Source organism: Pseudomonas sp. C321, assembly GCF_055407105.1.
In genome coordinates, this window is sequence record NZ_JBUZRB010000010.1 from 64413 (window position 1) to 77131 (window position 12719).

Annotated in this window: 11 protein-coding genes; 2 read left to right on the plus strand and 9 right to left on the minus strand. The window is 57.4% G+C overall.

Annotated features, from left to right (window positions below; translation table 11 throughout):
• Window positions 1–23: 23 nt before the first annotated feature.
• From ACZRJ6_RS23120 to ACZRJ6_RS23155, 8 genes are all read right to left on the minus strand, one after another.
• A complete protein-coding gene (locus ACZRJ6_RS23120; protein ID WP_463970254.1) occupies window positions 24–3650 on the minus strand; it encodes a transporter substrate-binding domain-containing protein in 3627 nt (1208 codons plus the stop codon).
• Window positions 3651–3658: 8 nt separating this feature from the next.
• Window positions 3659–4285, minus strand: coding sequence for a response regulator (locus ACZRJ6_RS23125; protein WP_463970253.1), 627 nt, complete (start codon window positions 4283–4285; stop codon window positions 3659–3661).
• 242 nt (window positions 4286–4527) lie between these two features.
• Window positions 4528–4989: a response regulator gene (locus ACZRJ6_RS23130; RefSeq protein WP_463970252.1), complete on the minus strand. Its 462-nt coding sequence runs from the start codon at window positions 4987–4989 to the stop codon at window positions 4528–4530.
• Between the two features lie 250 nt (window positions 4990–5239).
• Window positions 5240–6571 (minus strand): deoxyguanosinetriphosphate triphosphohydrolase, encoded by a 1332-nt coding sequence (locus tag ACZRJ6_RS23135; protein WP_463970251.1) that lies wholly within the window; start codon window positions 6569–6571, stop codon window positions 5240–5242.
• Window positions 6572–6643: 72 nt separating this feature from the next.
• Window positions 6644–7807 carry an EAL domain-containing protein gene (locus ACZRJ6_RS23140; protein WP_463970250.1) on the minus strand — a complete coding sequence of 388 codons (1164 nt, stop codon included), beginning with the start codon at window positions 7805–7807 and terminating at the stop codon, window positions 6644–6646.
• 110 nt (window positions 7808–7917) lie between these two features.
• Window positions 7918–8259 carry a hypothetical protein gene (locus ACZRJ6_RS23145; RefSeq protein WP_149414153.1) on the minus strand — a complete coding sequence of 114 codons (342 nt, stop codon included), beginning with the start codon at window positions 8257–8259 and terminating at the stop codon, window positions 7918–7920.
• Window positions 8256–8642, minus strand: coding sequence for a phage holin family protein (locus ACZRJ6_RS23150; RefSeq protein WP_133098833.1), 387 nt, complete (start codon window positions 8640–8642; stop codon window positions 8256–8258). Before ACZRJ6_RS23150 ends, ACZRJ6_RS23145 begins: the two co-directional genes overlap by 4 nt.
• 2 nt (window positions 8643–8644) lie before the next feature.
• Window positions 8645–8959 carry an ElaB/YgaM/YqjD family protein gene (locus tag ACZRJ6_RS23155; RefSeq protein WP_133098832.1) on the minus strand — a complete coding sequence of 105 codons (315 nt, stop codon included), beginning with the start codon at window positions 8957–8959 and terminating at the stop codon, window positions 8645–8647.
• A gap of 362 nt (window positions 8960–9321) precedes the next feature.
• On the opposite strand from ACZRJ6_RS23155, the gene ACZRJ6_RS23160 reads away from it, so the two are divergent.
• Window positions 9322–10530: an ammonium transporter gene (locus ACZRJ6_RS23160; protein ID WP_463970249.1), complete on the plus strand. Its 1209-nt coding sequence runs from the start codon at window positions 9322–9324 to the stop codon at window positions 10528–10530.
• On the opposite strand, the gene ACZRJ6_RS23165 is transcribed toward ACZRJ6_RS23160, so the two are convergent.
• Window positions 10517–12247, minus strand: a complete 1731-nt coding sequence (locus ACZRJ6_RS23165) for a cation:proton antiporter (protein WP_463970248.1) — start codon at window positions 12245–12247, stop codon at window positions 10517–10519. The two genes, ACZRJ6_RS23160 and ACZRJ6_RS23165, sit on opposite strands and share 14 nt — an antisense overlap.
• Before the next feature lie 187 nt (window positions 12248–12434).
• On the opposite strand from ACZRJ6_RS23165, the gene ACZRJ6_RS23170 reads away from it, so the two are divergent.
• Window positions 12435–12671 carry a glutaredoxin family protein gene (locus ACZRJ6_RS23170; protein WP_463970247.1) on the plus strand — a complete coding sequence of 79 codons (237 nt, stop codon included), beginning with the start codon at window positions 12435–12437 and terminating at the stop codon, window positions 12669–12671.
• Window positions 12672–12719 lie beyond the last annotated feature (48 nt).

Here is a 12719-nt window from a genome sequence, read left to right on the forward strand (position 1 = left end):
TGCAGCCAGGTTACAGTCTGTCGTCAACGACTTGTCAGGCTGTCCAGTTGCATTTGTAGGGTCCGCTCCAGTTCCAGCATGGACGCCTCGATTGCCTTGACCCAAGGATCGATACTCGGCTGATCAGTGCTGTCGCAGGCCTGTTCCAGGACTTCGCAATGTTCGGCCAATGCACGGGCCTGGACGATCCGGGCAGCGCCCTTGATCTTGTGAGCCTGGTCGATAAGGTCCTGCCGGACTCCTTGTGCCAGCAACGCCATGAGTTCACCACGATCATTGCGGCTGCTGCTCAACAGCTCTTCCAGCAGGCGTCGGCTTAACGCCGGATCACCGCCGGTAAGTGCATGCAGGCTGTCGAGATTGAAAAGTTTGCTGGAAGGCAGGGGTCTGACCTCGGCCAAGTGCCGTTCCAGGGTCGTGAGACTGATGGGCTTGAACAGGCAGTCATTCATGCCCGCGTCCTTGCAGCGTTGTTTCTCCTCCGGCTGGGCATTGGCGGTGAAGCCCAGGACAATACAGGGCGCCATGTTTTCCCGTTGCTCGTGCTCGCGAATAGAGCGGGTCAATTCATAGCCGTTCATGATCGGCATATTGCAGTCGGCGATGATCAGGTCGAAGTGTTCCTGGCGCCATGCCTGGAATCCTGCTGCGCCATGTTGGACCGCTGTGAACTGATGGCCGAGGAAACCCAGTTGCTGGCATATGAGCAAGCGGTTTGCCGGGTGATCGTCTACCACCAGCACGTTCAGTACGGCTGCGATTTCCACCACCACCGGCTTCAACTCAATCACGGGATGTGTCGGCGCCAGGCTGGTCATGTTCAGCGAAACATACACCTGGGTACCGACTCTGGGCACGCTGCTCAAGCTCAGATGCCCGCCCATCATTTCGCACAGGCTGCGACAGATCACCAGCCCCAGGCCTGCACCGCTTCTGGCCAAATGCCCTGAGTTGTCAGCCTGGGCAAAAGGTTCGAACAGCCGTTGCTGATCGTCCCTGGTGATCCCGATGCCCGTGTCCTCGACCACCAGTTTCATGTTGACGTGTTGTGTCTGGCTGGTGGCCTGGACATCCACCTTGATCTTCACCTGGCCCAGCTCAGTGAATTTGATGGCATTGCTCACCAGGTTGGAAAGGATCTGTTTGAAGCGCAGTGGATCGATCAGCACATCGGTATGTTCGACGCTGCGGTTGAACTCCAGTAACAGGCTGAGGGATTTCTGGCGCGCCAAGCCATCAAAGACCCGTACCACCGACTCAATGAGCTCCCGCAGATTGACCCGCTCCGGTGCCAGGCTCAGGCGGCCGGATTCGATACGGGCGATGTCCAGGATATCGCCGATCAGCTCCAGCAAGTCTTTCGCCGAGTTGTAGGCGACCTCGATGGCCGGACGGTCCAGATGGCCGTGGTCGGCACGTTTGAGGGTCAGCTCAAGCATGCCGATGACTGCATTCATGGGGGTGCGGATTTCATGACTCATGGTCGCCAGGAATGTGCTTTTTGCACGATTGGCCTCATCTGCACGATCCTTGGCGGCCCGCAGTTCATCGAATAATTGGCGTCGTTCGCTGATGTCGATCCAGCCACCAATGATCCCCCTGACCTCGCCGGTGGAGTCGCGGTACGGCAGAATCCAGTGGTAAATCGTCAGTTTTTGCCCATGAATATGCAACGAACGGTCGAGAATCAACGGACTGCCTTCGGCGACTACCCGTTGATAATCGGCGTGGTATTGGCGGGCCTCCAAATCGATGTCCAGGCCGATCTGGGTAACGCTTTTGCCAATCACCTCTTCGCGCCTGACGCCGAAAACCTGCAGGTAGCTGTCATTGCAGGTCTGAAGCAATCCGTTGCGATCGCGTACATAGATCGGATGAGGCGTTTCGTTAACCAGGGCCCGCATGAATTCGAGCTGGTCGTTGAGGGCACGCTCAGCCATCTGTCGGTGCTTGATCTGCCTGCGCATATAAGCATTCCAGGTCAGGGACGTCAGCAGCAGGAGGCCTGCGCCGGTGATGATCTGGAGAATCAGGTGATGGTAGTTACGCCAATAGCTATCGGATGCCGCCGTGTAACCACGCCAGCGACTGTTGATGATCCCCAGTTCATCCGGGGCAATACTGAGTAATGCCTTGTCGAGAATCGAGCTTAGCTCGGTGGCGCTACGTGAGGTGGCCAGGGAAAAGGAGGCCAGTTGGGTGCCGATGCTGGAGCTGATCTGCAATTTGTCCTGGAATACCTGTGAGGAGAGGAAGTAGTTGGCGACCACCAGCGGACTGACGGCACCTTCCACGTGCCCTTGGGCCAATAATTCCGAGGCCTTGAAGGTATCGCTGGCTTCCACCAACTTGATCTGCGGGAACGCTTGACGCAAATAGCTCACCAAGGGGTTGCCTTCGGTTATCGCCAGGCGTTTGCCCGTCAGTTGTTCAAGGCTTGAGGGGGCGTCAGGCCCTTTGCGCGTTAGCAGTACATAGGAATTTTCCAGGTAGGGCCGGCTGAAACTCAGCTTGGCCTTCCGTTCGGTGCTGGGGATGATTGCTGCGATGATATCGGCCTTGTTGCTTTCTACCTGCTGGATCATGTCGTTGAGGTTGCGGGAGTGCTGGGTCTCGAAGCGTAAACCGGTGCGCAGCCGAATCAGCTCCAGAAGATCTGCAGTGATGCCGCGCAGGGTGCCGTCTGCGTCGAGGAAGGTCATCGGTGCGAAGGTTTCATTGATGACCACCGTTACCACGGGATGCTCTTTGAGCCAGCGCTCTTCGCGCTGGCTCAGTTGCAGTTTGTGATCGGTCAGCAATATGTCGCTGCCGGCGCTCCAGCGTTTGGAGATGTTTTCCTGCTCGTTGGTTGCAATGACCCCCAGGACGGAATTGATGATGCTCAACAAGATGGGCTGATCCCGGCGTACGGCAAAGCTGAAACCGTAGGCTTCGTGCTTGCCGAAGTTGGCCATGCGAATATTTTTCAGATAGCCCTTGTTGATCATGTAGTGGGTAGAGATGGTGTCGCCGAGAAATACGTCAGCCTGGTCGAAGGCAACGGCGTTGAGAGCGTTTTGATAGGACGGATAGGCCTGGATAATTGCCTTTGGGTACAGTGCCTCGACTTCCGCCAGGGGCAGATAGTGGTAGACCAGGCTTAACCGCATGCCGATCAGGCCGTCGCTGAGCGAGCGGTTTTCTCCTTCACGGGTGACCAGCACAGGCTGGTCCACGGCGTAGGGCGTTGACAGGACGATCTCGGGGTTACTCGCCTCAAACCCGTTGGCAGTGCCCAGCAAGTCTACTTCGCCGGCTTGCAATGCCTGGATCGCCGCTTCTCGGGTTGGGTAGCGCAGCACGCTGACGGGTAATGCGAGTGCCTTGGACAGGATGCCGGCATAGTCGGCTGTGATGCCCTCATAGTCATGACCGCTGGCGGTGATATCAAAGGGTGGATAGTCGGGTGCTGAGGTACCCAGCACCAACTCGCGTTTGCTTTGTAGCCATTGGCGCTGTGTTTTATCCAGTTGAGTATCCATTTGAACACTGCCTACACGACTCAGCAGTGAGTAACGCTCTTGAGCAGTTAGAGTGGCAGGCACGGCTGTGCTTAAGCACAAACCTGTACTCAATATGATTAGAAGGTCCTTTAAGCGCCTGGGCATTCTGTTTCTCACACTAACGCGTTGCGTTTTGCCATCTCGATAAGCTCTACCAAAGAGGCGGCTTTAAGTTTTTGCATGAGTCTCTTCTTGTAGGTGCTGACTGTTTTGTTACTAAGAAACATACCTTTGGCTATTTCCTTGTTTGTTCTGCCCTGTGCAAAAAGTTGCAAAACCATAAGTTCGCGGTCATTGACTGATTTGAAGAGATTTAATTCTTCGTTTTCGCTAGTTTCTGAGCAGTTACCATTTAGTGCTTGGCTGGGGAAATAGTTGTACCCGGATAAAACAGCTTTTATGGCACTTAGCAGTTCACTCAAGTCGCCCTCTTTGCAGACATAGCCGTCAGCACCTGATCGCATGCAGCGTGTTGCGAAGAGTGTCGGGGATTGGGCCGTCAAAATCAGGGTTTTCATGGGGGAACTCATGGCATTGAACCTGCAAAGCACTTCCAGGCCATCAAGCTTCGGGATGCTGATGTCAAGTATTATCAGGTCAGGAAGGCATTCGCGGACCATTTGTATTGCATCGCAACCGTTGTCCGTTTCTCCAACTACTTTGTAACCTTCATGTTCTAACAGCATTCGAATTGCAAGTCGGATAACGGGGTGGTCGTCGATAATAAAAACTGAGTTCATGATCAAATTCCATGTATGTGCAAATAAAGCGGGCACATTAGCTCAGAAGTTGATGCGGGGGCGTGAGGTGAATGCTGGGCAGATGTAAAATAGGAAAGGTCCTACATAAAAAAATGTAATGGATTACCCTTTGCCAAGGCTTTCTTTGACGAGGTTTAAGAATTTTACATGTGGCGTATGAGGATTCGAGAACTAGCTATCGAACGGCTGGGCAATAGCGAAACTTCGTAATGGCTGGATGTTTAATGTCCTACACGTTCAATGTCGCCGTGCTTCAAGTTGGCTGGGTTTTGATGATGTTGTTTAGTCCTGCCAAATACCGCCCGGCTGATCAGTGCGCCAAGTTGCTCCTTGTTCAAAGGCTTGACCAGGTAGCCGAGCAAGGGGACATCACGTTGTATTGCCTGGACTTTGAGGTTTTCCAGTTCGACAGCGGGCAGTCCACTCAGCAGGATGGCATATCGTATAAACCCTGCGCGGCTGGCTATTTCTACCAACTCCAGTCCTGGCAGGTCTGGCAGGCATTGATCGCACAGCATGATGTCGAAGGGGGTTTGAGCCAGCGTCATCAATTTTATTGCCTGCTCGGCATTCTCTGCCGGTGTCAGTTGGTCGAAACCGAAAATTTTAAGCAGGCATTGGGTGGCCAGAAGTTGAAAGGGGTGATCCTCCACTAACAGGATGCGCGGTTGTTGTTTGAGCATAGGGGGGTTCCATGAGAATGGCTCATGCTGGAATGACTCCAACCAAGGCTTGTACCGATACGGCCCGCGAGTCATGTGTCGAACTGTCGTTGGGTCGCAGGAATGTAGGCGTTGATTGCTGTATTGGATAAGAAGGCGCGTGATTATTCATCGGGTGTTGGGATTAATTCGATCAGTCTGCTCTGTTCCCTTCGTAGGCAGATTCTTTTAGGGGAATAGCCCTGTCAGGACAGCCCGACAGGGCGCTTCTTTATTGGGGGCTTGAACGCCCGGTCATTTCTCGCGCCATCTCGCTGGCGTAGCTGTCGGTCATGCCGGCAATGAAGTCGATCATGCGCAGGAACGAGCGATGCAGTGACCCATCCGGATCGGGGGCACTGTTGCCCAGCAAATCCAGGATGCGCCGATTCTTGAAGGACGGTGTACGACCACCATGCTGTTCCAGGGCGGCGCCGCAGAAGGCATTCAAGAGGATTTCCAGGGTGGTGTAGGCGCCGATTTCATGCAGCGTCTTGCGCTTGTCCTGGAAGATTTTCTTGCGTGCCATGTCCTTGGCGTTCAGTACGCAGCGCTTGGCAGGACCGTGCATGTGCTCCACCAGATCACCTTCAAGGGTGCCAGCCAGCAGTGCGTCCTGCTGCTCGACGAAGGCCCGTGCCGCGGCATTGGTCAAGTGCTCGATGGCCTTGCCCCGCAGGATGGCCAGCTTGCGTCGCCGGGAATCGAGGGGGCCTAACTGGCGATAGGTTTGCGGTAAGTCATCGCCCACCAGGTCCAGTAGCAGCGATTCGACCTCGGCGTATTCCAGCAAGTCCATTTCCAGGCCATCTTCAAGGTCGATCAGGGCATAACAAATGTCGTCGGCCGCTTCCATCAGATACACCAATGGATGGCGCGCCCAGCGTTGTTCTTCCAGTTGTGGCAAGCCTAGTTTCTGGGCGATCTGTTCAAGGATCGGCAGCTCGCTCTGGTAACAGCTGAACTTGTGTTTCTTGTAGCCGAGGGAATCGGCGTGGCGGGCGGTCCACGGGTACTTCAGGTAGGTGCCCAAGGTGGCGTAGGTCAGGCGGGTGCCACCATCAAACTGATGGTATTCAAGTTGTGTCAGTACCCGGAAACCTTGAGCGTTGCCTTCGAAGTTGAGAAAGTCTTTGCGCTCGGCACTGCTCATGTCATCCAGCCAGCCACGGCCTGCAGCCTGCTGGAACCAGTGGCGAATCGCATCTTCACCCGAATGGCCAAACGGCGGGTTGCCAATGTCGTGGGCCAGGCAGGCCGATTGCACCACCATTCCCAAGTCGCTGGGATCACACCAGTCGGGTAGCGCGTTACGGATGGTTTCGCCCACGCGCATGCCCAGGGAGCGCCCGACGCAGCTGACTTCCAGGGAGTGGGTCAGCCGGGTGTGAATATGATCGTTGCTGGAGACCGGGTGCACCTGGGTCTTGCGGCCCAGGCGGCGGAAAGCGCCGGAGAAGATGATCCGGTCATGATCTTTGTGAAACGGGCTGCGACCCAGTTCTTCCGGGCTGTGTAGGGATTTTCCAAGGCGTTCGCGGGTAAGCAGGGTGGGCCAATCCAAGTCAGGGTCTCTCCGTGCGGTGAATAACGCTTTCCAGCTTCCCGGTTCAGCCCCTTGGGCGCAAGAGGAAAACTATAAGCCGACCGCGTCGATATCGATTAACAGCAAGCGCTGACCGTTATCGAAGAATTGTCCTGCTGTCAGGCAGTGCTGATTGGTGGTGGCGTCGCGGTAGGTGGTGGAGAGTGTCAGGCGGCGCTCGTCCCAGCCCTCGGCCAGTAAATAGTAGAAATAAGGACGCCATGACCAGTTGTGCCCCAGATAACGGCTGTCGGCCTGCCAGGCGTCCTGGCACCACTCGAAGTTGGGCGTCAACTGCGTGCCATGGCGATCGCACTGGTAAAAACGCAGTAGCCAGGGGAAGGCCGGCAACTGCGGCAACTGGCTGAGGGGTGCTTGTGCCTGGGCCCAGGTTTGCAGGATCTGCATCAGTTCGACCAGTTGCTGGCGCAGTTGCATGATCCGACCGCGCTCTGCCAGTTTCTGCTGGACATAAGCCGCGCGCAACTGGGCGAAGCGCGGTACAAAAGCGTCGGCGGCGAACCAGTCCAGTTGCGCCTGGGCAAACAGATAGCCCTGGACATAGCGCGATCCACACTCTAGGGCAAAGCTCAGTTGCGCCTCGGTTTCCACACCTTCGGCGATGATCCAGCAGCCGGTTTTCTCCGCCATCTGCGCCAGTGCCCGTACTACGTCGCTGCTGGGGCCGCCAAGGGCAGCGGCTTGGAACAGACGCATATCCAGCTTGAGAATGTCCGGCTGCAAGGCCAGCACCCGATCCAGTTGCGAGTAGCCGGCGCCAAAGTCGTCGATGGCAATGCGCGCACCGGCCTGACGATAGCGCGCCACCACTTCAGCCAGGCGCAGGCTGTCTCCCCCCAGTTCAGTGATCTCGAACACGATGCGCCGTGGGTCGACGCCGTGGGCCTGCAGTTGTTTAAGACTTGGTAAAGGCTGGCCGGGGCGCAGGTGAGTGATCCAGTGCGGTGAGATATTCAGGCTCAGGAACCAGTCTTCGGGCGCTTCGTGCAGGCGGCTCAAGGCGTTGTCGCGGATCTGCCGATCCAGGCGGCGCAAGGCGACAGTGGGCGTGCGCGGATCGGCAAACAATGGGCCTACCGAGCGCAGCTCTCCGTCAGCCTGGCGCAGGCGTCCCAGCGCTTCCACTCCCGCAATGCGCCCGGTGGCGGTATCGATGAATGGCTGAAAGCAGGCGAGCGGTTGCCCGTCGATCACAGAGCCTCCTTAAGTTACGTCTGATGGGAAAAGAGTCGACATGAAAAAGGCCCGGTCCCTATGCAAGGGTACCGGGCCTGATCCGTGTGCAAGAATGCAGCCAGCGTCTGTCAGTTCTTGCGCGAGGCGCCCTGCATCGCCAGTTTGATCAAGGGAATGAGCCCGGCGCCGAGTCGCACAAGGCGGGTCATGGTGCCGATACCGCCACCCTTGGCGCCTTTGCCGGTGAGAAAGCCCAGCAGCGTTACCACGGCTACGCCCCACAGCGGCGCATGCTTGATGCCAAAGCCGTCCTGCCAGCTTTGCCCCATGTTGCGCACCTTTTGCAGCGGTAGCAGCAGGTTTTGGGACTCATGGCGAATTTCCTGGCGGTGCATCTCCATGCGCAGGCGGATCAACGCCTTGCGCATTTCCCGCCGGGAGTTGGTTTGCGGCAGTTCAGTCAGGCTCATGGCAACAGGCGCTCACGGTCATTGGCCAGCTCTTCGAGGGTGGCGTGGAAAGGAGTGGACTCATCGAAGATGGCTGCCTTCAAGCGCAACCCACAGAACGCCGCAGCCAGCACATAGAAGACGCATAGGCTGATTATCCCGGTCAGGCGATAGGTATCCCACACCAGGATCATCACCAGCGCCGACAAGCCCACCAGCAACAGCAGAGCAAACACCAATGCCAGCCCGGCGAACAGCAACAGGCTGACGGTGCGTGCCTTCTGTTCCTGCAACTCAATGCCGAACAACTCGACATGGCTGTGCAGCAAACCCAGGACTGCAGCGCCCAGGCGCCGCGATGAGGAACTTGGGCCCGAGGACGAGCCGGATTCGCCGATAGACATGATTAGCGCCTTGTAGCCAGCAGGCCGATCAGAAAGCCGACGCCGGCAGCGATGCCGACGGACTGCCAAGGGTTGGCCTGTACATAGTCTTCGGTGGCCGTGACCGCTGCCTTGCTGCGTTCGCGCAGGGAGTCTTCGGTCAGTTGCAGGGTTTCACGGGCCTTGAGCAGGCTGTCGTGAATTTTTGTACGCAGTTCATCCGCCTGGTCACCCGCCAGTATCGCGGTGTCGTCCAGCAGCTTTTCGGTATCGCTGACCAGGGTTTGAAAATCCGCCATCAGTATTTCTTGAGCAGTCTTTGCCGTTTTGCTGGCCATGGTTATCTCCGTGAGTGGCTGTCGGGTGCTTTCGAGCTTATTGAAGCTTTTGGTTTCGAGTCATCGGCGTCAGTGAAGGTTCACTGCAAATGCCTGGTACAGCTTTTGCTTTGCCTTGGTGCGCAAACCTGTCGGTTTGCGCTGAATTTGGGCGGTTGCGGGCAAAGCCTTAAAAAACCTTACCCTAAATAACTAAAACTAGCGGAAAAACCAGGGAGTAATTGCCTTCTTCAACCCTCGCTGCGCTAAAGCGGTTCACACCCTCCGAGGAGGGAGGTGCCGGCGGTGCCAATTTAGTGCGCGAAGTTAAGGCAATGAACTGCTTTGGTGCTTTTTCCTGAACTGCAGGCCTGCCAACCTCCATGGAAAATTTGCAAAGTGCGGTGGACACTCTGGTCCACAGCTCCAATACCCTGTTTATCCTGATCGGTGCGGTCATGGTGTTGGCCATGCACGCCGGCTTCGCCTTTCTCGAAGTCGGGACGGTGCGCCAGAAGAACCAGGTCAATGCACTGTCGAAAATCCTCAGTGACTTCGCCATCTCGACCCTGGCCTATTTCTTTATAGGCTATTGGATTTCCTATGGCGTCACCTTCATGCAACCAGCGGCGGTGATCAGTGCTGACCATGGTTATGGCCTGGTGAAGTTCTTTTTCCTGCTGACCTTCGCCGCTGCCATTCCAGCGATCATTTCCGGTGGCATTGCCGAACGTGCACGTTTTGCACCGCAGTTGTGCGCTACGGCTTTGATCGTGGCGTTTATCTACCCGTTTTTCGAAGGCATGGTCTGGAATGGCAATTACGGTCTGCAAGCCTGGTTGCTGGCCAGCTTCGGTGCCAGCTTCCATGATTTTGCCGGCTCCGTGGTGGTCCATGCCATGGGCGGTTGGCTGGCGCTGGCGGCGGTGCTGTTGCTGGGGCCGCGTCAGGGCCGTTATCGGGACGGGCGGCTGGTGGCGTTTGCGCCGTCGAGCATTCCGTTCCTGGCGTTGGGTTCGTGGATTCTGATTGTTGGTTGGTTCGGCTTTAACGTCATGAGTGCGCAAACCCTGTCCGGGGTCAGCGGGCTGGTGGCGGTCAATTCGCTGATGGCAATGGTCGGAGGCACCGTGGCGGCGCTGGTGATAGGTCGCAATGACCCAGGCTTTTTGCACAATGGTCCGTTGGCCGGGCTGGTGGCGATTTGCGCCGGGTCGGACTTGATGCACCCGGTGGGCGCGCTGGTGACTGGCGTGGTGGCGGGGGGCTTGTTCGTCTGGTGCTTCATCGCCGCCCAGGACCGCTGGAAAATTGATGATGTACTGGGTGTCTGGCCGCTCCATGGGTTATGCGGTGTGTGGGGCGGGATTGCCTGCGGCATTTTTGGCCAGAGCGCCTTGGGTGGACTGGGCGGGGTGAGCCTGATCAGTCAGTTGATAGGCACTGCGTTGGGCGTGGTTGTGGCCCTGGCAGGCGGGTTCCTGGTGTATGGGGTGATCAAGCGCGTCTGCGGTTTGCGCTTGAGTCAGGAGGAGGAGTATTACGGCGCGGACTTGTCGATCCACAAGATTGGCGCCGTCAGTCAGGATTGATCGGCGCCTCCCGATTAGTGTCCGCGCCCTGATAAAAACCGTGGAGCAAACGGTAGCGGTTATGCCGCACTTCGTCGACACGGGCCTGCACCTGTTGGTCCGGCAACCCCAGCATGATCAACGCGTGAGACGCGAGCATCAGGCTGGACTCCAGCAGTTCGGGCACCACTTCGCTGGCCCCGGCGGCTTTCAGCTCGGATAACTGGCTGTCGTCGCGGGTACGCACCAGGATTGGCACCTTATGGTTGATTCGACGCGCCTCCTTGAGCACGGTCAATGCGACGTCGGTATTGTCCACTGCAATAACCACCAACCGCGTCCGTTCAAGCCCGACGGCGCTGAGCAAGGCGCCTCGGCGACAATCGCCATAATGCACGCTGGCGTCCTCTGTAGCGGCTTCCTGAACTCGGACCGGGTCATCATCCAGTGCAATGAAAGCCAGTTGTTCGTGGCGTAAAAAACGCCCGATGGACCGCCCGACCCGGCCATAGCCGCAGATCAACACATGCCCTTGCAGCTCGGCATTGAGGGCCGTGATTTCTTCCAGCTGGACTTGCTGGTTAGGCTTGTGGTGCAGGCGCAGGGCGATGGCGGGAGCAGCCCGAAGCAGCAGCGGCGTCAGCAGCATCGAGCAGAATGTTGCCGCCAACAGCAAGCCGCTGATCTCGTCGGGCAGCAGCCGGCTCAGCTGCATTTGCGCCATCAGGGCGAAGCAGAATTCACCGCCCTGGGCCAGGGCCAGGCCACTGCGCCAGGCGGTTTCGCTGTCGCTGCCACGCAGCTTGACCAGTAGCGCGACGACACCACCCTTGATCAGCATCAATGCCAGGGTCAGGCCGAGAATCAGCAGGCTGTGACTGACGAATAGCTGCAGGTCGATCAGCATACCGATGCTGACAAAAAACAGCCCCAGCAGAATGTCGCGAAACGGCCGGATGTCGGCTTCGATCTGGTGCCGATAGTGGCTTTCACCCAACAGCATGCCAGCGAGAAAAGCGCCGAGGGCAGGGGACAGGCCCAGCAAGTGCGTCAGCCATGCCGTGAGCAGCACAATCACCAACGCCAGCAGCACGAACAGTTCCGCGGAATGAGAGGCGGCCACTTCATGGAAGAGTCGGGGCAGCAACCAGCGGCTGGCGAGCAGCAGGCCAAGGAACAGCACCAGCGTCTTGCCCAGGGTCACGGGCAACGCCCAATACCAGGCTTGCTCACTGTTGCCGGCGAACACCGGCACCAGGGTCAGCAACAGCACCGCCACTATGTCCTGGAACAATAAGACACCGATGGCATTCTGACCATGACTGCTGAAAATTTCGCCGAGGCTGGTCAGCTCCTTGCTGACGATGGCGGTCGACGATAAGGCCAATCCGGCGCCGAGCAACAGAGCGGCGGTGGGCGACAGCCCCCACAGCGTCAGCAAGCCTCCCAGCAGCAGCCCGCAGCACAGCACTTGCAAGCTGCCCAGACCAAACACCACCCGGCGCAGGGCGAGCATTTTCGACAGGGAAAACTCCAGGCCCAGGGAGAACAGCAGAAACACCACGCCCAATTCGGCCAGGTCCGGCAGGTCTTCGCTGTCATTCACCCAGTCCAGGGCGGTAGGCCCTACGGCCAGGCCCACGCAGAGGTAACCGAGCACGGGCGGCAGTTGCAGCCGGCGAAACAGTGCAATGACTACCAGGGATGAGGCAAGAATGATCAGCAGGTTGGCAAACACAAACATCTCCGTCGAGGGACCAGGGCTATCGCTGGAAAAAAAGCCGCGAGAGTCGCTGAATCAGTTATAGGCCATGGTGATCTGGATCAAGGTTTTTTGGATGCGGCCGCAATAAGTCCGGTCGACATCGACGATGTTTTTCCTGCGGTCTAGAATGGACGCCTATTCCTTGTCAGGTCCGTTCGTCATGCCTCCTGAATGCCAGTTATTCGGCACCCTGGGTTGCCATCTCTGTGAAGTCGCCGAAGCCGAAGTCATGCCGTTGGTCGAGCATGGGCTGCTGGTGGAACTGGTGGATATCGCCGATTCCGAAGCCCTGTTCGAAGCCTACAGCCTGCGTATTCCGGTGCTGCGCCGGGTGGATACGGGGGCCGAACTGGGTTGGCCATTCGATACCGAACAGGTCGTGGCCTTTCTGTTCTAGCACTAATCCAATGGCGAGTTCCCGATTTTTCGGTTACTGTATGCTTGT

Coding starts and splice junctions, on each gene's coding strand:
- ACZRJ6_RS23120 (WP_463970254.1), bottom strand. CDS start 3,650: ATGCCCAGGCGCTTAAAGGACCTTCTAATCATATTGAGTACAGGTTTG.
- ACZRJ6_RS23125 (WP_463970253.1), bottom strand. CDS start 4,285: ATGAACTCAGTTTTTATTATCGACGACCACCCCGTTATCCGACTTGCA.
- ACZRJ6_RS23130 (WP_463970252.1), bottom strand. CDS start 4,989: ATGCTCAAACAACAACCGCGCATCCTGTTAGTGGAGGATCACCCCTTT.
- ACZRJ6_RS23145 (WP_149414153.1), bottom strand. CDS start 8,259: ATGAGCCTGACTGAACTGCCGCAAACCAACTCCCGGCGGGAAATGCGC.
- ACZRJ6_RS23150 (WP_133098833.1), bottom strand. CDS start 8,642: ATGTCTATCGGCGAATCCGGCTCGTCCTCGGGCCCAAGTTCCTCATCG.
- ACZRJ6_RS23155 (WP_133098832.1), bottom strand. CDS start 8,959: ATGGCCAGCAAAACGGCAAAGACTGCTCAAGAAATACTGATGGCGGAT.
- ACZRJ6_RS23160 (WP_463970249.1), top strand. CDS start 9,322: ATGGAAAATTTGCAAAGTGCGGTGGACACTCTGGTCCACAGCTCCAAT.
- ACZRJ6_RS23170 (WP_463970247.1), top strand. CDS start 12,435: ATGCCTCCTGAATGCCAGTTATTCGGCACCCTGGGTTGCCATCTCTGT.